Annotated in this window: 18 protein-coding genes and 1 pseudogene; 3 read left to right on the top strand and 16 right to left on the bottom strand. The window is 71.2% G+C overall.

Translation table 11 applies throughout. From position 1 onward, the window contains the following. Positions 1 to 114: 114 nt before the first annotated feature. The 5 genes from ilvC to ACFYWX_RS10120 form a co-directional block, all read right to left on the bottom strand. The gene (gene ilvC / locus ACFYWX_RS10140) at positions 115 to 1,113 is read right to left on the bottom strand and encodes a ketol-acid reductoisomerase (protein ID WP_389423517.1); all 999 of its coding nucleotides are present in this window, start codon (positions 1,111 to 1,113) and stop codon (positions 115 to 117) included. 127 nt (positions 1,114 to 1,240) lie between these two features. Continuing rightward, complete coding sequence (gene ilvN / locus ACFYWX_RS10135; RefSeq protein ID WP_389423516.1) at positions 1,241 to 1,765, bottom strand: acetolactate synthase small subunit; 525 nt, start codon at positions 1,763 to 1,765, stop codon at positions 1,241 to 1,243. A 19-nt stretch (positions 1,766 to 1,784) separates the two neighbouring features. Beyond that, the gene (locus ACFYWX_RS10130) at positions 1,785 to 3,659 is read right to left on the bottom strand and encodes an acetolactate synthase large subunit (RefSeq protein ID WP_389423515.1); all 1,875 of its coding nucleotides are present in this window, start codon (positions 3,657 to 3,659) and stop codon (positions 1,785 to 1,787) included. Positions 3,660 to 4,023: 364 nt separating this feature from the next. Then, a complete protein-coding gene (locus ACFYWX_RS10125; RefSeq protein ID WP_389423514.1) occupies positions 4,024 to 7,125 on the bottom strand; it encodes a putative bifunctional diguanylate cyclase/phosphodiesterase in 3,102 nt (1,033 codons plus the stop codon). A gap of 394 nt (positions 7,126 to 7,519) precedes the next feature. Then, a complete protein-coding gene (locus ACFYWX_RS10120; RefSeq protein WP_389423513.1) occupies positions 7,520 to 8,470 on the bottom strand; it encodes a 2-hydroxyacid dehydrogenase in 951 nt (316 codons plus the stop codon). 76 nt (positions 8,471 to 8,546) lie between these two features. On the opposite strand from ACFYWX_RS10120, the gene ACFYWX_RS10115 reads away from it, so the two are divergent. Together ACFYWX_RS10115 and ACFYWX_RS10110 are read left to right on the top strand one after the other, a co-directional pair. After that, on the top strand, positions 8,547 to 9,542 hold the full coding sequence (locus ACFYWX_RS10115; RefSeq protein ID WP_389423512.1) for an aldo/keto reductase: 996 nt from the start codon (positions 8,547 to 8,549) through the stop codon (positions 9,540 to 9,542). 267 nt (positions 9,543 to 9,809) lie between these two features. Continuing rightward, positions 9,810 to 10,976, top strand: a complete 1,167-nt coding sequence (locus ACFYWX_RS10110) for a PQQ-dependent sugar dehydrogenase (RefSeq protein ID WP_389423511.1) — start codon at positions 9,810 to 9,812, stop codon at positions 10,974 to 10,976. A 9-nt stretch (positions 10,977 to 10,985) separates the two neighbouring features. Here ACFYWX_RS10110 and ACFYWX_RS10105 read toward each other — a convergent pair whose 3' ends face one another. The 7 genes and pseudogenes from ACFYWX_RS10105 to ACFYWX_RS10075 form a co-directional block, all read right to left on the bottom strand. Next, the gene (locus ACFYWX_RS10105) at positions 10,986 to 11,183 is read right to left on the bottom strand and encodes a DUF6191 domain-containing protein (protein WP_389423745.1); all 198 of its coding nucleotides are present in this window, start codon (positions 11,181 to 11,183) and stop codon (positions 10,986 to 10,988) included. 35 nt (positions 11,184 to 11,218) lie between these two features. Next, entirely contained in the window at positions 11,219 to 14,251 is a 3,033-nt protein-coding gene (locus ACFYWX_RS10100; RefSeq protein WP_389423744.1) for an AAA family ATPase, read from the bottom strand. An 86-nt stretch (positions 14,252 to 14,337) separates the two neighbouring features. After that, positions 14,338 to 14,523, bottom strand: coding sequence for a hypothetical protein (locus ACFYWX_RS10095; RefSeq protein ID WP_389423510.1), 186 nt, complete (start codon positions 14,521 to 14,523; stop codon positions 14,338 to 14,340). A 375-nt stretch (positions 14,524 to 14,898) separates the two neighbouring features. Continuing rightward, entirely contained in the window at positions 14,899 to 15,456 is a 558-nt protein-coding gene (locus ACFYWX_RS10090; protein WP_389423509.1) for a hypothetical protein, read from the bottom strand. A gap of 35 nt (positions 15,457 to 15,491) precedes the next feature. Then, positions 15,492 to 15,778 (bottom strand): annotated as a pseudogene (locus ACFYWX_RS10085) (GNAT family N-acetyltransferase); the annotation flags it as partial. Positions 15,779 to 15,797: 19 nt separating this feature from the next. Further along, complete coding sequence (locus ACFYWX_RS10080; RefSeq protein ID WP_389423508.1) at positions 15,798 to 18,026, bottom strand: MMPL family transporter; 2,229 nt, start codon at positions 18,024 to 18,026, stop codon at positions 15,798 to 15,800. Positions 18,027 to 18,227: 201 nt separating this feature from the next. Continuing rightward, a complete protein-coding gene (locus ACFYWX_RS10075; protein WP_389423507.1) occupies positions 18,228 to 18,548 on the bottom strand; it encodes a hypothetical protein in 321 nt (106 codons plus the stop codon). Positions 18,549 to 18,734: 186 nt separating this feature from the next. On the opposite strand from ACFYWX_RS10075, the gene ACFYWX_RS10070 reads away from it, so the two are divergent. After that, positions 18,735 to 19,556 (top strand): SAM-dependent methyltransferase, encoded by an 822-nt coding sequence (locus ACFYWX_RS10070; RefSeq protein ID WP_389423506.1) that lies wholly within the window; start codon positions 18,735 to 18,737, stop codon positions 19,554 to 19,556. Positions 19,557 to 19,618: 62 nt separating this feature from the next. Here ACFYWX_RS10070 and gatB read toward each other — a convergent pair whose 3' ends face one another. From gatB to gatC, 4 genes are read right to left on the bottom strand one after another with little or no spacing between them, the layout of a single operon-like run. Beyond that, a complete protein-coding gene (gatB, locus tag ACFYWX_RS10065) occupies positions 19,619 to 21,133 on the bottom strand; it encodes an Asp-tRNA(Asn)/Glu-tRNA(Gln) amidotransferase subunit GatB (protein ID WP_389423505.1) in 1,515 nt (504 codons plus the stop codon). Between the two features lie 15 nt (positions 21,134 to 21,148). Next, complete coding sequence (locus tag ACFYWX_RS10060) at positions 21,149 to 21,388, bottom strand: hypothetical protein (RefSeq protein WP_389423504.1); 240 nt, start codon at positions 21,386 to 21,388, stop codon at positions 21,149 to 21,151. After that, on the bottom strand, positions 21,385 to 22,878 hold the full coding sequence (gene gatA, locus ACFYWX_RS10055; protein ID WP_389423503.1) for an Asp-tRNA(Asn)/Glu-tRNA(Gln) amidotransferase subunit GatA: 1,494 nt from the start codon (positions 22,876 to 22,878) through the stop codon (positions 21,385 to 21,387). The genes ACFYWX_RS10060 and gatA overlap by 4 nt, the downstream gene beginning before the upstream one ends. Positions 22,879 to 22,883: 5 nt before the next feature. Continuing rightward, positions 22,884 to 23,180 (bottom strand): Asp-tRNA(Asn)/Glu-tRNA(Gln) amidotransferase subunit GatC, encoded by a 297-nt coding sequence (gene gatC, locus ACFYWX_RS10050; protein ID WP_007384860.1) that lies wholly within the window; start codon positions 23,178 to 23,180, stop codon positions 22,884 to 22,886. Positions 23,181 to 23,186: the final 6 nt, after the last annotated feature.

The raw sequence follows: 23,186 nt of genomic DNA, 5'->3' as shown, positions 1-23,186 counted from the left end.
CTGTACACGCCGGATAACACCAAAATAGCCCCTCCGGCGTTTGTGGAGCGGGGTCCGGGGCGGAGCCCCGCGACGGCGCCCCGAAGGTGGCGGCACCGTCGCGGAGCACGAGGCTCACGCCTCTTCGTTCACCCAGCTCATCAGCTTGCGCAGCTGCTTGCCGGTGGTCTCCAGCAGGTGCTCGGAGTCCTGGTCCTTGTACTCGTTGTACTTCTTCAGACCGCCGTGGTACTCGTCCATCCAGTTCTGGGCGAAGGTGCCGTCCTGGATCTCGGCGAGGACCTGCTTCATCTCGGCCTTGGTGGCGTCCGTGATGATGCGCGGGCCGGTGACGTAGTCGCCCCACTCGGCGGTCTCGGAGACGGACCAGCGCATCTTCTCCAGGCCGCCCTCGTACATGAGGTCGACGATCAGCTTCAGCTCGTGCAGGCACTCGAAGTAGGCGATCTCCGGCTGGTAGCCGGCCTCGACCAGGGTCTCGAAGCCCGCCTTGACCAGCGCGGCCGTGCCACCGCAGAGGACGGCCTGCTCACCGAACAGGTCGGTCTCGGTCTCCTCGGTGAAGGTCGTCTTGATGACACCGGCGCGGGTGCCGCCGATGGCCTTGGCGTACGACAGGGCCAGCGCGAAGGCATTGCCGGTGGCGTCCTGCTCGACGGCGGCGATCGCGGGGACGCCGCGGCCCTCCTCGTACTGGCGGCGCACGAGGTGGCCCGGGCCCTTCGGGGCGACCAGGGCGACGTCCACGCCGGCCGGGGCCTTGATGAAGCCGAAGCGGACGTTGAAGCCGTGGGCGAAGAACAGCGCGTCGCCGTCGCTCAGGTTCGGAGCGATGGACTCCTCGTAGACCTGGGACTGGATCGGGTCCGGGATGAGGATCATGATGACGTCGGCCTCGGCGGCGGCCTCCGACGGCGTCACCACGCGCAGGCCCTGCTCCTCGGCCTTGGCCTTGGACTTGGAGCCCTCGTGCAGACCGACACGCACGTCGACACCGGAGTCACGCAGCGACAGGGCGTGGGCGTGGCCCTGGCTGCCGTAGCCGATGACCGCGACCTTGCGGCCCTGGATGATGGACAGGTCGGCGTCAGCGTCGTAGAACAGCTCGGCCACTTTGGGTTCTCTCCTTGGATGCAGGTGTTGCGTCCACCGTATGACGGGGAGCGGGAGGGAGGTTTCGGGGTCTCGGTATACGGGCGGCCGACGACCTGTGGCCGCCCGTTTCCGGTCGTAAGGAGGCTTACGCCGAACGGTCCAGAGCGCGCAGGGACCGGTCGGTGATCGAACGCGCACCGCGTCCGATCGCGATGGTGCCGGACTGGACGAGTTCCTTGATGCCGAAGGGCTCGAGCATCTTGAGCATCGCCGAGAGCTTGTCGCTGCTTCCGGTGGCCTCGATGGTGACGGCCTCCGGGGAGACGTCGACGGTCTTGGCGCGGAACAGCTGGACGATCTCGACGATCTGGGAGCGCGTCTCGTTGTCGGCGCGCACCTTCACCAGAACGAGTTCGCGGTGAACGGCCTGCGACGGCTCCAGCTCGACGATCTTCAGCACCTCGACGAGCTTGTTGAGCTGCTTGGTGACCTGCTCCAGCGGCAGGGCGTCGACGCTCACCACGATGGTGATGCGGGAAATGTCGGGGTGCTCGGTGACGCCCACGGCGAGCGAGTCGATGTTGAATCCGCGGCGGGAGAACAGGGCGGCGATCCGGGCGAGGATGCCCGGCTTGTTCTCCACCAGGACGGAGAGCGTGTGCTTGGACATGTCTCTTGGTCTCTCTCGCTCAGTCGTCTTCGTTGTCGCCGAAGTCGGGGCGGACGTCCCGTGCGGCCATGATCTCGTCGTTGGAGGTGCCGGCGGCGACCATCGGCCACACCATCGCGTCCTCGTGGACGATGAAGTCGACGACGACCGGGCGGTCGTTGATGGAGTTCGCCTCCTCGATGACCTTGTCGAGGTCGTCCAGGGACTCGCAGCGGATGGCGTAGCAGCCCATGGCCTCCGACAGCTTCACGAAGTCGGGGACGCGGGTGCCGGAACTGGGCCCCGCGGCGGAGCCGCCGTTGGATGCAGCACCGTCGGCCTCGGGGCCGGAGTGCAGCACGGTGTTGGAGTAGCGCTGGTTGTAGAACAGGGTCTGCCACTGGCGGACCATCCCGAGGGCGCCGTTGTTGATGATGGCGACCTTGATCGGGATGTTGTTCAGGGCGCAGGTGGTGAGCTCTTGATTCGTCATCTGGAAGCAGCCGTCGCCGTCGATCGCCCAGACGGTCTTCCCGGGCACGCCGGCCTTGGCGCCCATGGCGGCCGGGACGGCGTAGCCCATGGTCCCGGCGCCGCCGGAGTTCAGCCAGGTGGCGGGCTTGTCGTACTCGATGAAGTGGGCGGCCCACATCTGGTGCTGGCCGACGCCGGCTGCGAAGACCGTGCCCTCGGGGGCGAGCCGGCCGATCCGCTCGATGACCTGCTGCGGGGAGAGCGAGCCGTCGGCGGGCTGGTCGTAGCCGAGCGGGTAGGTCTCGCGCCAGCGGTTGAGGTCCTTCCACCAGGCGGTGTAATCGCCGGCGTGACCTTCGCTGTGCTCGTTCTGGACGGCCTGGATCAGGTCGGCGACGACCTCGCGGGCATCGCCCACGATCGGCACGTCGGCGGCGCGGTTCTTGCCGATCTCCGCCGGGTCGATATCGGCGTGGACGATCTTGGCGTACGGGGCGAAGCTGTCCAGCTTGCCGGTGACGCGGTCGTCGAAGCGCGCGCCGAGGGCGACGATCAGGTCGGCCTTCTGGAGTCCTGTGACAGCGGCCACCGACCCGTGCATGCCGGGCATGCCCAGGTGCTGCGGGTGACTGTCGGGGAACGCTCCCAGCGCCATCAGGGTGGTGGTGACAGGGGCGCCGGTCAGCTCGGCGAGGACCTTCAGCTCGGCGGTGGCGCCGGCCTTGATGACTCCGCCGCCGACGTAGAGGATCGGCCGCTTGGCGGCGGTGATCAGCTTGGCGGCCTCGCGGATCTGCTTGGCGTGCGGCTTGGTCACCGGTCGGTAGCCGGGCAGGTCCATGACGGGCGGCCAGGTGAAGGTGGTCTTCGCCTGGAGGGCGTCCTTGGCGATGTCGACCAGGACCGGGCCCGGGCGGCCGGTGGAGGCGATGTGGAACGCCTGCGCGATGACCCGCGGGATGTCCTCGGCCTTGGTGACCAGGAAGTTGTGCTTGGTGATCGGCATCGTGATGCCGACGATGTCGGCCTCCTGGAAGGCGTCGGTGCCGATCGCCTTCGACGCGACCTGGCCGGTGATCGCGACCATCGGCACGGAGTCCATGTGCGCGTCGGCGATCGGGGTGACCAGGTTGGTCGCGCCGGGGCCGGAGGTCGCCATGCAGACGCCGACCTTGCCGGTGGCCTGCGCGTAGCCGGTGGCCGCGTGGCCGGCGCCCTGCTCGTGACGGACCAGGACGTGGCGCACCCGGGTCGAGTCCATCAGCGGGTCGTAGGCGGGAAGGATCGCACCGCCGGGAATGCCGAATACCGTGTCGGCGCCGACCTCCTCGAGAGAACGGATGAGGGACTGCGCACCCGTGACGTGCTCGATGGGAGCGGAGTGCTGTCCTCCGGATCGGGGCCGCGGCTGCGGATGGGCCCCGGTGGCCTGCTCGGTCATCGTCATTCTCTTCTCGATGCTGAGGGTTTGTGCGAGGTTTGTACGACGTTGGGCTCGTGCCCGGGCGGAGTTCGACTCGCGTCCGTGCAACAAAAAACCCCTCGTGCCGCAAGGCAAGCGAGGGGAGCGCGCCGGGAGTGGTCGCTGGGGTTTCCGGATCGTCCTCCGGTGGATCCCAGCTCAGCCGACGCGCTGTCCAAGTACGAGAATTCGGGTGCGCATGGCTCTGACCCTCCCCCCGGCACGCACTGACTGTCAAGTGGGTGGGACGGGAGTCTCATTATGTGGGCGCAGTCCACTTCCGCCTCCGAGAACGGCGGGTACGCCACTGGTGTACACCCCCGCGCCCCCCTTCATGGTTCGTTCACCTGCGGGGCGCCGCAGTGGGTGTCGAGGCCACGACCGTGCTCAGCCCTTCGGGCCTCCGCGCGGTCGCATCCTCGGCACCGACGCGCCCCTGTGGTTCTCGCACGCCGCCCGCGAACGCTGGTTCGGCCGGCCCGTGCGGCATCGGATAGTGGCCGCAACCCAGCGCCCGGCGCAGCCGGTACTCGTCCAGCGGCCCGGAGAACGCCGTGCCCTGTCCGTGGGTGCAGCCCATGGCACGCAGGGCGACGATCTGCTCCGGGAGGTCCACGCCGTCGGCGACGGACTGGAGTCCGAGGTCGGTGGCGATGCGCAGCAGCCCACTGGTGATCTTGTGCAGCCGCGCGGACTCGACGACTCCTTCGACGAGGCTGCGGTCGAGCCTCAGCACGTCGACGGGGAGTCGCCTGAGGGCCGTGATCGCGCCATAGCCGCTGCCGAACCCTTCGAGCGCGATCCGGACGCCGACCCGCCTGAGGGCGCTCAGCCGGCGCTCCAGCTCGTCCAGCGGGACCCGTGGGTCCGTGTCGGACAGCTCGATCAACAGCGACCCGGACGGCAGCCCGTGCCGGGTCAGCAGGGCCTCGACGGTGCCCAGCGGCATCGACCGGTCCAGCAGGCGCCGGGCGCTCATCCGGACCGCCACCGGCACGTCGATGCCGTTCGCGGCGCGCTCGGCGGCCTGTTCGACGGCCTCCTGGAGCACCCAGCGGCCGAGCTCGGCCGTCTTGTCGCTGTCCTCCGCCACCCGCAGGAACTCCGCGGGCGTGAACAGCACTCCCTGCGAGGAGCGCCAGCGGGCCTGAGCGGTGACCGACGTGATCCGGCCGTCCTCCAGGCACACCACGGGCTGGTGCAGCAGCGCGAACTCGCCGTCGTGCAGCGCGGCCCGCAGACGCGTGGCCAGCTCCGCCTTGCGTACGACGTCCTGCTGCATCTGCGGCTTGTACAGCTCGACCCGGCCCTTGCCGCCCGCCTTGGCGCGGTACATGGCGAGGTCGGCGTTGCGCAGCAGTTCGCCCGCGCCCAGGCCGGGCTCGGCGAAGGCGACGCCGATGGAGGCTGCGACGCGGACGTCGTTGCCGTCGATCAGGTACGGCTGGGAGAGGGTGAGCCTGAGGCGGTCGGCGAGCTCCACGATGTGGCGTTCGCGGGCGGTGCGGTCGCGGGTGCCGTCGCCGATGATCAGCGCCGCGAACTCGTCGCCGCCGAGCCGGGACGCCGTGTCCCCGTGCCGGACCGCTTCCTGGAGCCTGCGGGCGGCCTGGACGAGCAGTTCGTCCCCGGCCTGGTGGCCGATGGTGTCGTTGACGGCCTTGAAGCCGTCCAGGTCGATGAAGAGGACGGCCGTGCCGCGCAGGATGGCCCCGCGGTCGGTGGCACGGCGGCCGGACACGGCCTGCTGGACGCGCCTGGTGAACAGGGCGCGGTTGGGCAGGTCGGTGAGCGGGTCGTGCTCGGCGTTGTGCTGGAGCTGCGCCTGCAGGCGCACGCGTTCGGTCACGTCCCGGCTGTTGAAGATGAGGCCGCCGTGGTGGCGGTTGACGGTCGACTCGACGTTGAGCCAGCCTCCCCCACTCTCGGCTTCTCCCCCAGCCTCCGGCCGGGAGGTGCCCCCAGAGCGGGAGGTGCCCCCACCGCCGGACCGGAAGCGGCACTCGATGCGGGTGGTGGGTTCCTCGAGCGGGCTGGCGGCGAGGAAGCGGCGCACCTCGTGCACCACGCAGCCCAGGTCCTCCGGGTGGATGAGGTTGGCCAGTTCGGTGCCGACGAGCTCCTCGGCGGGCCGTCCGTAGACCCCGGCGGCGGCCGGGGAGACGTAGCGGAGGATGCCGTTGGGCGCGGCGATCATGATGACGTCGCTGGAGCCCTGGACCAGGGAGCGGAAGTGGTTCTCCTTCTGCGCCAGTTCCTGGGTGAGGGTCATGTTGTCGAGCAGCATGATGCCCTGGCGCATCACGAGGGCGAGCACGACGGTGCCTCCGGTGAGGAGGACCACGCGGTCGACGCTGCGGCCGTTGAGGACGTTGTAGAGGATGCCCAGGGTGCAGACCGCGGCGGCCAGGTAGGGCGTGAGGGCGGCCAGGGAGCCGGTGATGGGGCGGGTGGCCGGGTACCGGCTGTGATCGCTCCCCTGCGGGGGTGCGTGGTGATGGCCGGTGGCGCGCTGGCCGGGCACGTGCTCGTGGACCACGCGCGTGTGCCCGTCCGGGACGTGCCCGTCCGGGTGGTGCGGGTCGGTCTCCGGCTGCCCCTGCCGGGGCATGACCCAGGGGGCGTACGCCAGGAGCAGCGAGCCGGCGAACCAGCCCGCGTCGAGCAGCTGGCCGGAGCGGTAGCTGTGGTGCAGCAGCGGTGAGGTGAACAGGGCGTCGCACATCACGGTCAGGGCGAGCGCGCCGATCGCGGTGTTGACCGCGGAGCGGTTGACCGCCGAGCGCCGGAAGTGCAGCGCGAGCACCATGCTGACGAGGGCGATGTCGAGCAGCGGGTAGGCCAGCGACAGCGCGGTGTGCGCGACGCTGGAGCCGTCGGACTTGGCGGCCTGGGCGAGCGCCAGGCTCCACGACAGGGTGAGCAGCGAGCCGCCGATCAGCGAGGCGTCCAGGCCCAGGCAGACCCAGCCGGCCTTGGTCACCGGCCGCTTGGCGAGCACGAGCAGGCCGACGATGGCCGGGGGCGCGAAGCACAGGAAGAACCCGTCGGCATAGCTGGGGCTGGGCACGGGCTGCTCCAGGACGACCTCGTACCACCCCCAGACCAGGTTGCCCAGGGACGCCATCACCGAGGAGAGGGCGAACAGCAGCCAGGCGGGTCGAAAGCGGACGCGGCGGGTGCGCGCGTAGAGGAAGCAGGAGACCGCGGCGGTGCCCGCCGCGGCGCTCAGCCCGAAGTCGCCCATGATCAGCGCGACTTCCTCGGAGCCCCAGCCGAGCGCGGAACCGACGGCGTATCCCGCGCACACCAGGGCCAGTGCGAGTTGGCGGACCAGGCTCGTCCCGCCGCCGGAGGCTGGCGGCGGGACGAGCGGTGCCCCGGTCGGAGGCTGTGCCCGCAGCGCTCCGTCGAGAGTGGTCGCGGGAGGCGGGGGCGAACTCACCGGTCCCTCCCGGTCCGCGTCGCTCCCGGGTCCCACGGGACACGCTGCGCCGGCGGCGCGTGCCTGCGGCAGTTGTTGCGGTTGGGGTGGTAGTGACTGTGGTGGCCGCTGTCACTGCCGTGGCGGCCGCGCCTGCGCGCGGTCGTGGGCCAGGGTCGCCGTCGGCGGCCCCGCCGCGTCGGATCGTTCGTCCATAGGCCGTGCATCGCCCGTCGCCCCCCTCACAAGTCTGAAATGCCCATCCCCCGCGCCGAACGGTGCACGGCGCAGCCCCTGTCGGGACGATACACCAGTCTCGTCACTCAGGGACATAGTTCCTCTACGCTCCGTGACGACCAGCGCCGATGCGAGTACGGACCGCTTTCGCGAGATTGCGGAGGGTACTCGAACCGGACTAGGCGCCTGTCGCGCCCGTCGTAAGGATCACGTTGCCCAGCGGCTCCCGGTTCACGAAACGGTTCAACTGATCGACCAGCAGCCGCTTGGCGCGGGGCAGGAACGCGGACGTGGGGCCGCCGACGTGGGGGCTGATCAGCACGCCCGGCGCACGCCACAGGGGGTGTTCCAGGGGCAGCGGCTCGGGATCGGTGACGTCGAGGGCGGCGGTGATGCGGCCGCTGTCCAGCTCGGCGAGCAGGGCCTTGGTGTCGACGACGGGGCCGCGGGCCACGTTCACCAGGAGCGCGCCGTCCTTCATCCGGCCGAGGAAGCCGGCGTTCGCCAGGCCGCGCGTGCTCTCCGTCAGGGGCGTCGAGAGGATCACCACGTCCGCCTCGGGAAGGAGGGCGGGCAGGTCGGTGAGCGGATGCACCAGCCCGCGCGCCGTGGTGCGCTCGGAGCGCGCAACGCGCGCCACCCGCGCGACCTCGAACGGAACGAGCCGGTCCTCGATCGCCGATCCGATCGATCCGTACCCCACGATGAGCACGTTCTTGTCGGCGAGCGCGGGCCGGAATCCGCCGAGCCACTCCCCCTTGTCCTGCGCCCGCACGAAGTCGGGGACGCCGCGCAGTGCGGCGAGGACGAGGGTCAGCGTGAGCTCGGCGGTGCTCGCCTCGTGCACTCCGCGCGCGTTGCAGAGCCGCACGCCGGGCGGCAGGTGCTTCAGGGCGGGCTCGACGTGGTCGATGCCGGCGGAGAGCGTCTGGACGACCTGGAGGGAGCTCATCCCGGGCAGCGGGCGCTGTCCGACCTCGGGCGGCTTCATGTACGGGACGACGTAGAAGACGCAGTCGGCCGGGTCCGCGGGGAACTCCGGCTCACCGTCCCAGAAGCGGTAGGCGGGGCCCTCGGGCAGTCCCTCGATCTCGTCCGGCGGGATGGGCAGCCACACGTCAGCAGTCATGCTCAGGAGGCTATGTCAGGTACGCGCGGGCGCAGAGGTTAGGTTGGGGGGCCAGGAAAGGGAGGGTCACGACCAGGTGGAGCGCAGGACGATCGGCGCGGCGGCGCTCGCGGTGGGGGCCGTCGGACTCGGGTGCATGCCGATGAGCTGGGCGTACAACGGGTCGCGGCAGCGGGGCGACGAGTCGCTGCGGGCCGTGCACCGGGCGCTCGATCTGGGCTCGACGCTGCTTGACACGGCTGACATGTACGGCCCGTTCACCAACGAGCTGTTGGTGGGGCGGGCGTTGAAGGAGCGGCGGCAGGACGCCTTCGTGTCGACGAAGGTCGGGCTGCTGGTGGGCGAGCAGCACATCGTGGCCAACGGTCGTCCCGGCTATGTGAGACGGGCCTGCGACGCGTCGCTGCGCCGGCTGCAGACCGACGTGATCGACCTCTACCAGCTGCACCGCGCCGACCCCGAGGTCCCGGTCGAGGAGACCTGGGGCGCGATGGCGGATCTCGTGCGGGCCGGGAAGGTACGGGCGTTGGGGCTGTGCGCGGTGGGCGCGCGGGGCGGGCGGCGGTCCGGGGGGCTGCACGACGCGACGATCCGGCAGCTGAAGCGGGTGCAGCAGGTGTTCCCGGTGGGCGCGGTGGAGGCGGAGCTGTCGGTGTGGTCGCCGGAGGCGCTGGACACGCTGCTGCCGTGGTGCGAGGCGCGCGGGATCGGCTTCCTGGCGGCGATGCCGCTCGGCAACGGTTTCCTGACCGGCACGCTGACCCCCGGCGAGGGCTTCGAACGCGACGACATGCGGGCCCGCCACCCCCGCTTCACCGGCGAGATGATGGCCGCGAACCAGCCGATCGTCGTCGGCCTGCGACGCGTCGCCCGGCGCCACGGCGAGGGCGTCACACCGGCCCAGGTGGCGTTGGCGTGGGTGCTGGCGCAGGGTCGGCACGTGGTGCCCGTACCGGGTTCGAAGCAGGAGCGCTGGGTGACGGAGAACGCGGCGTCGTCCGGCCTGCGCCTCACCGAGCGGGATCTGACGGAGGTGGCGGAGCTGCCGAGGGCACTGGGGTCGTGGGACTGAGGGGACGCACCTGGAGGGGCGGGTCCTGCTCGGGGGCGTGAGACGAGGGGCGGCTCTGCTCCAGGGCGCTGGACGACCGGACCGGCTCTGCTCCTGGGCGCCGAACGGCACGGCAGGCTCCGCTCCCCGGCGCCGAACGGCACAGCCGGCCCTGCCTCGGGGCGCCGGGCCGCGGGGCCGATTCTGCTTGGGGGGCGGTGTGATCGGGAACCCGGGGCGTGTGAGGTGCGTATGACTGGGAGAGCGGTCGTGGCGAAGGGACGATGAATGGTGCAACGTCGAGCTGGTGCGGCCGTGTTGGCTGCCGCCGCGCTCCTGGTGACGGCCGGTTGCTCCGCCGACGAAGGAGGGTCGTCGGGCGGCGCCGGGAGCCCGGCGCCGAGTCGTACGGGGACGCAGTCGTCGTCGCCCTCCGCGTCCGCCGAGGAGACCCCGCCCGCGAAGGGCACGGTGAAGGTGGTCCGCACGGTCGCCGAGGACCTCGACTCGCCCTGGGGTCTCGCCCCGCTCCCCGACGGCGGCCTGCTCGTCTCCTCCCGCGACGAGGGCACGATCGTCCGGGTCGACGAGAAGACCGGGAAGAAGACGGAGCTCGGCGAGGTGCCCGGGGTGTCGGCGGCGGGCGAGGGCGGCCTGCTGGGCATCGCGCTCTCCCCCGACTACGCCTCGGACCACATGGTCTACGCGTACTTCACCTCGGCCTCGGACAACCGCATCGTCCGCATGCTGTACGACGACAAGAAGCCCGCCGGTGAGCAGCTGGGCGCCCCCGACACGATCTTCAAGGGCATCCCCAAGGGCGTGATCCACAACGGCGGCCGGATCGCCTTCGGCCCGGACCGGATGCTGTACGCGGGCACGGGCGAGAGCGGTGACCGCGGGCTGTCGCAGGACCGGAAGTCGCTGGGCGGCAAGATCCTGCGCCTGACCCCGGAGGGCGAGCCGGCCCCCGGGAACCCGTTCCCCGACTCCCCGGTGTATTCCTACGGCCACCGCAACGTGCAGGGGCTGGCCTGGGACTCCCGGCAGCGCCTGTTCGCCTCGGAGTTCGGCCAGAACACCTGGGACGAGCTGAACGCGATCAAGCCGGGCGCCAACTACGGCTGGCCGCAGGCGGAGGGCGAGTCGGACGACTCCGGGTATGTGAACCCGATAGCCCAGTGGCGCACCGAACAGGCCTCCCCCAGCGGCATCGCCTACGCCGAGGGCTCCGTGTGGATGGCGGGCCTGCGCGGCCAACGCCTGTGGCGCGTCCCCCTCAAGGGCACGGAGGCCTCGGCGGCCCCCCAGGCGTTCCTCGACGGCGACTACGGCCGCCTGCGCACGGTGGTGTCGGCGGGCGGCGGCAAGCTGTGGCTGGTCACGAGCGAGACGGACGGCCGCGGCTCGCCGCAGGGCGGTGACGACAGGATCCTTGAGCTGCAGGTGAGCTGAGCCGCCCCCTCAGTCCTGCCCCGCGCCGTCGTCCCTCTCGGCCGACGGTTCGGGCCGGCGTACGACGACCTTTCCCGACGCGAGGTCTATCGGCCCGCGCCCGGGATCGTTGTCCCCGACGTCCTCCCGGGTCAGCTCCAGCCGCTTCTGCTCGTCGCGGGTGTGCTTGCGGCCGGGTGCGAACAGTTCCTCGAACATGTTGAACAACAGCGCCTCCCTGCCGGTCTCCCTCAGCGTACGCCTCACCCCGTCGGGAAAGCCGTGCGAGCGTCGGGCGGAAACAGGCCACGTCGGTGTGCCACCGCCGCCGCCTCTCCTCGGCCCGCGACGTTGAGCTTGGCCAGGATGTTGGAGACGTGGACGCTTGCCGTCTTCGGGGAGATGAAGAGTTCCTCGGCTATCTGACGGTTGGTGCGGCCCACGGCGACCAGGCGCAGCACGTCGCGTTCCCGGCCGGTGAGGCCGAGGGCCTCGACGGGGTCGGACGGCGGTTCGAGGGCGTGGGTCAGGGACAGGCGGGCGCGCTGGGCGAGGAGCGTGACGGCGTCGGCCAGCGGGCGGGCGCGGAGGTGGTCGGCGACGGCGCGGGCGAGCCGCAGCAGCTCCGTGGCGCGGGCGCGTTCGTCGTCGCCGCCGGCTGTGAGGAGGACCTCGGCCAGGCGGCGGCGGACGCGGGCGAGGTCGTAGGGGCGCTCCAGCGACTCGAAGGCGCTGACCACGTCGGTCCAGGTGTCGGCGGTGTCCCGGCCCTCCGCGCGCAGGAGTTCGGCGCGGACCCACTTCTCGTGGGCGTGCCAGACCGGGGCGTTCGTGGTGAGTCTTTTGACCGTCTCGAAGACGCGTTCCAAGGCCTCGGTGCGCCCCTGTTGTGCTGCGGGTGTGCGGGCCTCGGCCTCGGCGGTGGCGGCGGCCAGCAGCAGGGGCCAGCCGTAGCGGTGCGTGCCCGGTGGCAGGCCCGGGCCCAGGGCGCGTTCGAGGTGCGTCCGGGCGTCGGGGAGGCGGCCCTCGGCCGCGGCGATGCCGATGGCGAGGCGGACGAGGGGCAGTTGGTGCTGGGGGGCGTCCTCGTGGTCACCGAAGTGGGCGTGCGCGGCGGTCACTTGGTCGGCGGCCTCGGCCAGATCGCCCCGGGCGAGGGCGAGTTCGGCGCGCAGGGTGGCGTGGAAGCCGCGGGTCTTGGCGCTCCGGCCGAGCTGCCGGGCGGTGGCTCCGGCGCGGTCCGCCTCGTCCCATCGGCCGAGGGAGAAGAGGGATTCCGCGAGGTTGCCCCACATCCACGCCTCGGTGTCGGGCAGTCCGTGCCGCTTGGCGTGGGCGACGCCCTCCTCCAGGATCGGGACGGCCTCCCGCGAGCGGCCCACCGCTTCGAGTTCAGCCGGCAGGTTCACGTAGGCGTTCAGCGCGACGTGGGGGATGTTCTCCGCGAGCGCCCGCTCCTTGATCTCCTGCAGCTCCCCGAGGCCGTCCTCGATGTGGCCGGCGTCGACCATGAGGACTCCGAGGACCTGGCGGGCGTCGAGTTCGGTCTCACGGGCACCGACCATGCGGGCGTACTCCACCGCCCGCTCGGCGGCCGAGTACGCGTCGGGCCCGGGGGCGTGCACCATGGACCAGTTGGCGACGTGCACGAGCACGTCGGCGTGCACGTGGCTGGGCGGCAGACCGCGCACCAGGTCCTCCGCGGCGGCCAGTTCCGCCCGGCCGTCGCCCCGGGACAGGGCGTGGACCAGCCGGGAGCGCTGCACCAGGAACCAGGCCGTACGCAGGGGCTCGTGTGCGTCCTCCAGCAGGTGCAGCGCCCGCTTGGTGATCTTCAGGGCGCGTTCGCGTTCGCCGCAGAGGCGTCCCGCGACGGCGGCCTCGGCCATCAGGTCCAGGTAGCGCAGCGGGGTGGTGGTCGGGGCGCAGCCGCAGGGAGGGTAGAGCTCGGCGTGGTCGACGGGGCGCAGGGTGGCCCGTACGGACTCGGGGGCGGTGTCCCACAGCTCCATCGCGCGTTCCAGGAGCCGGAGTTGTTCGGCGTATGCGTGGCGGCGGCGGGCGGTGACGGCGGCGTCGAGGACGGCGGGGAGGGCCTTGGCCGGGTCGTGGGCGTGGTACCAGTAGCTGGCCAGGCGCGTGACGCGTTCGTCGGCGGGGACGAGCGTCGGGTCGGCCTCCAGGGCCTCGGCGTAGCGGCGGTTGCAGCGGGAGCGTTCGCCGGGCAGCAGGTCGTCGCTGACGGCTTCGCGGACCAGGGAGTGGCGGAAGCGGTAGCCGTCGCCGGTGGGTGCGGCGAGCAGGATGTTGGCGTTCACGGCGGCGCGCAGCGCGTCGATGAGGTCGTCCTCGGCGAGCCGGGCGACGGCGGCGAGCAGCCGGTACTCGACGGTGGAGCCGCCCTCGGCGACGATGCGGGCGATGCGCTGGGCGGCCTCGGGCAGGCGCTCGACGCGGACGAGGAGCAGGTCGCGCAGGGTCGCGGTGAGGCCGGTGCGGCAGCCGTCGGCGGCGGCCACGGCGAGTTCCTCGACGAAGAAGGCGTTGCCGTCGGAGCGGGCGAAGATCGCGTCGACCTGGTCGGGGTCGGGCTCGGCGCCGAGGATGCCGGCGATCTGACGGCCGACCTCCTCGCGGGTGAGGCGGGCGAGTTCGAGGCGGCGGACGGAGCGCAGCCGGTCGAGTTCGGCGAGCAGGGGGCGCAGCGGGTGGCGGCGGTGGATGTCGTCGGCGCGGTAGGTGGCGAGGACGACGAGGCGGCCGGTGCGCAGCGTGCGCAGCAGGTAGGCGAGGAGGTGGCGGGTGGAGGCGTCGGCCCAGTGCAGGTCCTCCAGGGCGACGACGACCGTGCGGTCGGCGGCGACGCGTTCCAGCAGGCGGGCGGTGAGTTCGAAGAGGCGGGCCATGCCCTCCTCGTCGTGCCGGCCCGAGGGGGCTTCGCCGAGTTCGGGCAGCAGCCGGGCGAGTTCCTCCTCCTGGCCCGCAGCGGCGGCGGCCAGGTCGTCCGGCAGTGCCCGGCGCAGGGCGCGCAGGACGGTGGAGAACGGGGCGAAGGGCAGCCCGTCGGCGCCGATCTCGACACAGCCGCCGACCGCGACGACGGCGCCCCCGCGGGAGGCCGCCGCCGCGAACTCCTCGATCAGCCGGGTCTTGCCGACCCCCGCCTCCCCACCGATCACCCAGGCCTGCGGCTCGCCCTCGGCGGCGCGGTCGAGCGCCTCGTGCAGCGCGCTCAACTCGTCGGCACGGCCGACGAACACGGGACTGACGCACCTGGTCTCCACGGGCCCGAGCATCGCACGCGGCGGTGACGGCACGGGATCGGTTTTCGCGAGGGCGAGGGCGACGGCGACTGAGGGGTCGGGGTCGGCCGTCACCGGGTTCATGCGACGCGGGCGAACCAGGGCCGCCGCGGGCGGCCGGTATGGGAGTCGTGCTCGGCGGCGTGTTCGGCGGCTTCCCGGCGGGCGGCGCGGCGACTGCGGACGGCCTCGCGGACCTGCCGTTCGTGCTCGGCCCGGCGGATGAGCTCGGCGGACCTGAACTGCTGGAGGTCGTACTCGTACATGGTGTTTCCCTTGAGAGAGTTCGGGGTGGTGCGTCGCTCGTTGCGATGCCTCAACCTTCGTCTCCCAGGGGGGTCCGCCACATCGGGAGAGTTCCGCATCTTCGGCCCCGGGGCGGGGCCTTAGACGTGCCTGAGGGGTCTTAGGGCCGCCGTAAGTGCCTTACGGCGGCCCTAAGGGGTCCTTGCACTATGCCCGCCCGGGTCGCGCGGCCTGGCACCGCACCTCGCCGCGTTGCCGAAAAGCCCTAGTAGCTCCGCTACAAGGGCTCTCCGGCGCCTTGCGATGCACGGCACCAGACCACGCGACCTGATCGGGCGCTCATTGTGCAAGGACCCCTAAGACCCCTCGGGGCCCGCGATGGACGCGGGCTGTGCTCAGCCGGCCGACGGCAGGCCGAGCAGGACGTCCGTGTACTTGAGGACGGCCAGGAACAGGCCGAGGACGCCGAGCGAGACGCCGGCCCAGGCGACCGACTTGATCCACGGGGCCTGCGGCCGGCCCGGGGCGCCGAACGCGGGCCGGGCGAGGACGACGACGCCGACTACCAGCGCGACCAGGGCGAACACGCCGCCCCACAGCGCGGTGGCCTGCCAGGCGTCGCCGTAGCCCTCCTTGATCATCTTGGCCACGCTGGAGGACTGCGTGTTCTGGAGCTGGCCGATGAGGGACTCCCGCGCGGAGGCCACCGTGCCGACCCAGCTGCCGGTCAGCGACACGATGCCGAGCCCGGCGGAGACGACGGCACCGGCGCCCTGGCCGACCCCGGCGGCGCCCTCTTCCTTCGCCGCCTCGATCTCGTCCACCTCGGTCTCCGCCACCACGTCCGGTGTGTCGGTCACTCCGCTCACTCCAGTCGCTTCGGTGGCGTCCACCGTTTCGTCGTCGTGCTTCACGTCAGCCGCGGCGGCCTCGTCAACTGTCTTGGTTCCCATACCTCGCACCGTACGGACGCTCTCTGAGAGGTCTCTTAATGATCGTTGTGTGCGGCACGCGTGCGTGCCTCGCGCCACTCGGGGGCGAGCACCGACCAGATCTCGGTGTTCTGCCGTACGCCTCGGTACGGGTAGTCCTCGCGGAGCACCCCGTCGCGGTTCATGCCCAGCCGCCGCGCCACGCTGATGCTGGCCGTGTTCGCGGACGACGCATGCCACTCCACACGGTGCATGCCGCGTTCGTCAAACGCCCGGTCGACGAGCACGCGCGCGCCGCGCGTGACGAGCCCCCGAGCCCCCGTTCGGTCCCTGCGGGCTCCAGGGGGCGCAGCTCGGCTCCGTCACCCGGGGATGTCGCGTGCATCCGGTTGCCGCTCCTTCTCCATGACCTCCACGACGTCCGTGAGCCGCTCATGGGCGGCACGGCTCTCGGGCGGTTCGATGCTGATCCGCGGCATACGGCGGTCGAGCCACCGGGGCAGCCACCAGTTGGCGCCGCCGAGCATGTGCATGAGGGCGGGGACGAGGAGGGTGCGCAGGACGAAGGCGTCCAGGGCGACGGCGGAGGCGAGCGCGATGCCGAACATGGCGATCACGCGGTCGCCGCTGAGGACGAAGGCGAGGAACACCGAGATCATGATGACGGCCGCGGAGTTGATCACCCGGCTGGTCTCGGCGAGCCCGATCCGCACCGCGCGCCGGTTGTCGCCGGTCTCCAGCCACTCCTCGTACATCCGGCTGACGAGGAAGACCTGGTAGTCCATGGAGAGGCCGAACAGGACCGACACCATGATCACGGGGAGGAAGGGTTCGATGGGGCCCGCGCGGCCGAGGCCGAGGAGTTCGCTGCCCCAGCCCCACTGGAAGACCGCGACGACGATGCCGAAGGCGGCGGCCACGGCGGCGATGTTCATCACGGCGGCCTTCAGCGGGATGCCGAGGGAGCGGAAGGCCAACAGGAGCAGCACACAGCCGAGTCCGACGACGACCCCGACGAACAGCGGCAGCTTGCCGACGATGACCTCGGCGAAGTCGTCGTAGGAGGCCGTCACCCCGCCGACGTGCACGTCGAGCGAGGTGCCCGTCTCGGCGCGCGGCAGCACCTCGGTGCGCAGGCGGTCCACGAGGTCGCTGGTCTTCTGGGACTGTGGCGCGGACTCCGGGACGATCGTGAAGTACGCGGTGTCGCCGCCGGTGTTGTACGTCACCGGTGTCGACGAGGCGACGCCCTCGGTGGTGCGGATGGTGGCGTCGAGGTTGTCGAGGGTGAGCTTGTCCTCGGCGCCGTCGACATGGGTGACGAGGGTGAGGGGGCCGTTGACGCCGGATCCGAAGCCGTCGGCGAGGAGGTCGTAGGCCTGGCGCGTGGTCGAGGTCTGCGGGTTGTTGCCCTGGTCGGAGGTGCCCAGGCGCAGGGAGAACGTGGGGAGGGCGAGAACGGCGATGACAACGACGGCGACCGCTCCGAGCACCTTGGGGTGGCGCTCCACGAACGCCGACCAGCGGGCGGCGAACCCGGTCGGCAGCTCCGGCTCGGGCCCGTGTTCCTCCAGGCGGCGCCGTTCGCGGCGGCTGAGGGCGCGCATGCCGATGAAGGACAGCAGCGCGGGCAGCAGGGTCACGGAGGCCGCGACGGTCAGCACCACGGTCAGGGACGCGGCTATCGCGACGCCGTTGAGGAAGTTCAGCCGCAGGATCAGCATGCCCAGGAGAGCTATGCACACCGTCGCACCCGCGAAGACGACCGCGCGTCCGGTGGTGGCGACGGCGTTGGTGACCGCCTCGGCGACCGGCAGTCCCCGCTTCAGTCCGCGTCTGTGCCGGGTGACGATGAACAGCGCGTAGTCGATGCCCACGCCGAGCCCGATGAGCATGCCGAGCATGGGCGCGAAGTCGGCGACGGTCATGGCGTGCCCGAGCAGCTCGATCCCGGCGTACGCGGTGCCGACGCTCACCAGCGCGGTCGCGATGGGCAGCAGCGATGCGGCGGGCGAGCCGAAGGCGAGGAACAGCACGACCGCGGCGACGACGACGCCGACGACCTCGGCGAGGTGCCCGCCGGACGACTCGGTGAGGCCGATCGCGGTGCCGCCCAGCTCCACCTGGAGCCCGTCCGTCTCGGCGGCCTCGGCGGTCGTGACCACGGCCTGCGCCTCGGACCGGTCGATGTCCTCGGCCCGGTCGTCGAAGGTGACGGTGGCGTACGCGGTCCGTCCGTCCTCGCTGATCTGCCGGGCGCCCTGGTCGTCGTACGGGCTGGTCACCGCGGCCACTCCGGGCAGGCCGGCGATCTTCTCCAGGGTGTTGGTCATCGTCTGCTCGACGTCGGCGGCGCGGACGGTGCCGGACGTGGTGTGCCAGACGACGGTGTCACTGTCGCCGCCGAGTCCCCGGAAGCCGTCCTCGAGGAGCTGGGTGGCGCGGCCCGACTCGGTGCCGGGGACCTCGTAGTCGTTGGAGTACGCGGCGCCCGTGGCGACGGCGGCCGCGGTCACCCCGCCGAAGGCGAGGAGCCACAGCAGAACGGCGACGAGGCGACGTTCGACACACCAGCGCGCGAGGGCTGCCACGGAATCGTGCTCCCGGAGTCAAATTGTGGATCTTTGGCCGGGAATCATCGTCCATGAACTGAACAGCCCGCAAAGAACGCATGAGCAATGCGAAGCCACTCTTGCAGGCGGAAATGATCGTTTGCCTTGTTCGTGTGCTTATTCACAAGAGTGGGAGGCAGATCACAGGACAGTAACGTTCACTCTGTCGCCCCTGCCGCGTCAGTCGAACTGGTCCCCCATGGCCATCACCATCACTCCGAGGATCAGCAGCCACAGGGCCCGCCGGGTGCGCCCCCGGGAGCCGAGGACGGACGCGAGCGCGCACACGGCGGCGCCGACGGCGTAGGCGACGGGGACGAGCGCCGGGGCGGACCCGGTGAGACGGAGCACCGACGCGGCCAGCCCGGCGAGGGCCAGCAGCGCCCCGGTCCCGGCCGCCGTCCAGCGGGCCCGCCGCGCGTCCTCGTCCGGGTCGTCCGTGAGGTCGGGATCCTCCAGGGCTGGCACCTCGGGTATTTCGGAATCACCGCTTCCACTCATGGCGGGCGAGCGTAGTGCCTCCGGCTGAGAAACCGGGTGCGCGGCGGCGCGGCGCACTGCTACCGTCCCGCCGTCCGTCGTCTCCGGCTCATCGCCGCCGACCGAAGCAGGTGCATTGTTTGAAGGTCCGACCGAGCTCCTACGCATCTCTTTCCCCTACGAAGGACTCAAGGAGCCCGTTCACCGATGTCCGACATCACGACCGACATCACATCGACGACCTCGAACGACGACCTCGCTAGCCGTCTGACCCACCCCCGCTTCCCGCGCAGCAGCCGCTACGACGCCCGCTGGACCATCGAGAACCAGATGGGGCCGAACGCGCTGTGGCTGCTGGAGTGGCTGGCCCCCGCCCTCGGCCTGGAGGAGCTGCGCCCCGGCGCACGCGTCCTGGACCTGGGCTGCGGCCGCGCCATGACGTCCGTCTTCCTCGCCAGGGAGTACGACGTCCAGGTCACCGCGGCCGACCTGTGGGTCAAGCCCGACGAGAACGCGGCCCGTATCGCCGAGGCGGGCGTCGCGGACCGGGTGCTGCCCGTGTTCGCCGAGGCGCACGACCTGCCGTTCGGCGAGGGCACTTTCGACGCGATCGTGAGCATCGACGCGTACCAGTACTTCGGCACCAACGATCTGTACCTGCCCACGCTGACCCGGCTGCTGAAGCCGGGCGGGCGGATCGGGGTCGTGATGCCGGCGCTGCGGGAGGAGCCCGAGGGCGACGAGCCGCCGGCGCACCTGAAGGAGTACTGGCAGAAGGATCCCGGCTTCTGGGCCTTCCACTCCCCCGCCTGGTGGCGGCGGCTGTGGGCCCGCAGCCGGGCCGTGGAGGTCGAGGCGGCCGACTGGCTGGACGACGGCTGGCGCGACTGGCTGCTGTGGAGCGAGGTGTGCGCCGAGGAGAGCCCGAGCGAGTTCATGGCGGAGATGGCCCGCTGGTCGGTCGAGCTGATGCACGCCGACGTGGAGCACGTCCTGGGCTTCGCCCGGGTCGTCGGCCGCCGCTTGTAAGGGACACACCCAGGGGGATGCATCGGACCCGATGCATCCCCCTGGGGTTCACTGCCGAAGGCTCAGCCCTCGCTGACGCCCAGCTTCTGAAGGATCAGCTCCTTGACGCGGGCCGCGTCCGCCTGGCCGCGCGTGGCCTTCATGACCGCGCCGACCAGGGCACCGGCCGCGGCCACCTTGCCGCCGCGGATCTTGTCGGCGACGCCCGGGTTGCCGGCGATGGCCTCCTCGACGGCGGCGGTGAGCGCGCCCTCGTCGGAGACGACCTTCAGACCACGCCGGTCGACGACCTCGTCCGGGGTGCCCTCGCCCGCGAGGACTCCCTCGATGACCTGACGGGCCAGCTTGTCGTTCAGGTCGCCGGAGCGCACGAGCTCGGTGACCCGGGCGACCTGCTCCGGCGTGATGGCCAGTTCGTCCAGCGCCTTGCCCGACTCGTTGGCGGCGCGGGCCAGCTCACCCATCCACCACTTGCGGGCGGAGGCCGCGTCGGCACCGGCCTCGATCGTGGCGACGATCAGGTCCAGTGCACCGGCGTTGGTGATCGACTGCATGTCGGTGGCGCTGATGCCCCACTCTTCGAGCAGCCGGTTGCGGCGGGCCAGCGGCAGCTCCGGCAGCGCGGAGCGGATCTCCTCGACCCACTCGCGGGACGGGGCGACCGGGACGAGGTCGGGCTCCGGGAAGTACCGGTAGTCCTCGGCCTCCTCCTTCACACGGCCCGAGGTCGTCGACCCGGTGTCCTCGTGGAAGTGCCGGGTCTCCTGGACGATCGTGCCGCCCGCGCCCAGCACCGCCGCGTGACGCTGGATCTCGAAGCGGGCCGCGCGCTCCACGGACCGCAGCGAGTTCACGTTCTTCGTCTCGGAGCGCGTGCCGAACTTCTCGCGGCCGTGCGGACGCAGCGACAGGTTCACGTCGCAGCGCATCTGGCCCATCTCCATACGGGCCTCGGAGACGCCGAGCGCCTTGATGACCTCGCGCAGCTCACGCACGTACGCCCGCGCGACCTCGGGGGCGCGCTCGCCCGCACCCTCGATCGGCTTGGTGACGATCTCGATGAGCGGGATGCCGGCGCGGTTGTAGTCCAGCAGGGAGTGGGACGCGCCGTGGATACGGCCGGTGGCGCCGCCGACGTGCGTCGACTTGCCGGTGTCCTCCTCCATGTGGGCGCGCTCGATCTCCACGCGGAAGGTCTCGCCGTCCTCCAGCTGCACGTCGAGGTAGCCGTTGAAGGCGATCGGCTCGTCGTACTGGGAGGTCTGGAAGTTCTTCGGCATGTCCGGATAGAAGTAGTTCTTCCGGGCGAAGCGGCACCACTCGGCGATCTCGCAGTTCAGCGCGAGACCGATCTTGATCGCGGACTCGATGCCGATCGCGTTGACGACCGGGAGCGCGCCGGGCATGCCGAGGCAGGTGGGGCAGGTCTGCGAGTTGGGCTCCGCGCCGAGCTCGGTGGAACACCCGCAGAACATCTTGGTCTTGGTGCCGAGTTCGACATGGACCTCGAGGCCCATGACGGGGTCGTACGACGCCAGCGCGTCCTCGTACGACACCAGGTCGGTCGTGGTGGTCACGGTGTAACTTCCCTCTCAGCCCAGCAGGACGTCGTCGTCGCCCAGCCGCTTCAGCTCGCGGTAGAGGATGGCGAGGCCGGTGACGATCGCGGCGGCGGACACGGTGGCGTCGATCAGGACGAGCGTGTCCTTCTCGGCGCGGGCCTTCTTCAGCCGCTTGGCGACACCGAGGGCGCCGAACGCCGTGGCGGCCATGGACAGGTACGTACCGGACTTGGACTTCTTGAAGCCCTTGGCCTTGTTCAGTGCGCTCACAGCGACGGAGCCTCCTCGATCAGCGGGTGCCCCCACTTTTCCACGAAGGCGGCCTCGACGGCGGCGCCCACCTTGTAGAGGCGCTCGTCCTTCATCACCGGGGCGATGATCTGCAGGCCCACCGGGAGGTTGTCCTCCGGGGCGAGGCCGCAGGGCAGGGACATGGCCGCGTTGCCCGCCAGGTTGGTCGGGATCGTGCACAGGTCGGCGAGGTACATCGCCATCGGGTCGTCGGCACGCTCGCCGATCGCGAAGGCGGTGGTCGGGGTCGTCGGGGAGACGATCACGTCGACCTGCTCGAACGCCTTGTCGAAGTCCTGCTTGATGAGCGTACGGACCTTCTGGGCGCTGCCGTAGTAGGCGTCGTAGTAGCCGCTCGACAGGGCGTACGTGCCGAGGATGATGCGGCGCTTGACCTCGGGGCCGAAGCCCGCCTCACGCGTGTGGGAGGTGACCTCCTCGGCCGAGTGGTTGCCGTCGTCTCCGGTCCGCAGGCCGTAACGCAGGCCGTCGAAGCGGGCGAGGTTGGACGAACACTCGGACGGGGCGATCAGGTAGTAAGCCGAGAGGGCCAGGTCGAAGGACGGGCAGTCCAGCTCGACGATCTCGGCGCCCAGCTCCTTGAGGAGGGCGACGGACTCGTCGAAGCGCTGGATGACGCCGGCCTGGTAGCCCTCGCCGCGGAACTGCTTGACCACGCCGACGCGCATGCCCGCCACGCTGCCGTTGCGGGCGGCCTCGACGACCGGCGGGACCGGGGCGTCGATGGAGGTGGAGTCGAGCGGGTCGTGCCCGGCGATCACCTCGTGCAGCAGGGCCGCGTCCAGGACCGTGCGGGCGCAGGGGCCGCCCTGGTCGAGGGAGGACGAGAAGGCGACCATGCCGTAGCGGGAGACCGCGCCGTACGTCGGCTTGACGCCGACCGTGCCGGTGACGGCGGCCGGCTGGCGGATGGAGCCGCCGGTGTCGGTGCCGATGGCGAGCGGGGCCTGGAAGGAGGCGAGCGCGGCGGACGAGCCGCCGCCGGAGCCGCCGGGGATCTTGGTGAGGTCCCAGGGGTTGCCGGTCGGGCCGTAGGCGCTGTTCTCCGTCGACGACCCCATGGCGAACTCGTCCATGTTGGTCTTGCCGAGGATGACGACGTCGGCGGCCTTCAGCCGCTTGGTGAGGGTCGCGTCGTACGGCGGGATCCAGCCCTCGAGGATCTTCGAGCCGACGGTCGTGGGCACGCCCTCGGTGGTGAAGATGTCCTTGAGCGCGAGGGGGACGCCGGCCAGCGGGCCGAGCTTCTCGCCGCGCTCGCGCTTGGCGTCGACGGCGCGGGCCTGCGCGAGGGCGCCCTCACGGTCGACGTGCAGGAAGGCGTGCACCTTCTCGTCGACGGCCTCGATCCGGGCAAGGTGGGCCTCGGCGACCTGAACCGCGGTGAGCTCGCCGGAGGCGATCTTCGCGGCGGTCTCGGCGGCGGTGAGCTTGATGATGTCCGTCATGACGATTAGTCCTCCCCCAGGATCTGCGGCACCTTGAAACGCTGCTGCTCCTGTGCGGGGGCGCCGGAGAGCGCCTGCTCGGGGGTGAGCGAGGGACGGACCTCGTCCGCGCGCATGACGTTCGTCAGCGGAAGCGGGTGCGAGGTCGGCGGTACGTCTTGGTCGGCGACCTCGCTGACGCGTGCGACCGCGCCGATGATGTCGTCCAGCTGTCCCGCGAAGTGCTCGAGCTCTTCGGGCTTCAGCTCCAGACGCGCCAGCCGGGCGAGGTGGGCGACCTCCTCGCGCGTGATGCCAGGCATGCAGCG

Source organism: Streptomyces sp. NPDC002888 (genome assembly GCF_042888465.1).
Lineage (GTDB): Bacteria > Actinomycetota > Actinomycetes > Streptomycetales > Streptomycetaceae > Streptomyces.
The sequence above is the reverse complement of the archived record's forward strand: the minus strand, read 5'-3'. Positions and strand labels throughout refer to the sequence as shown.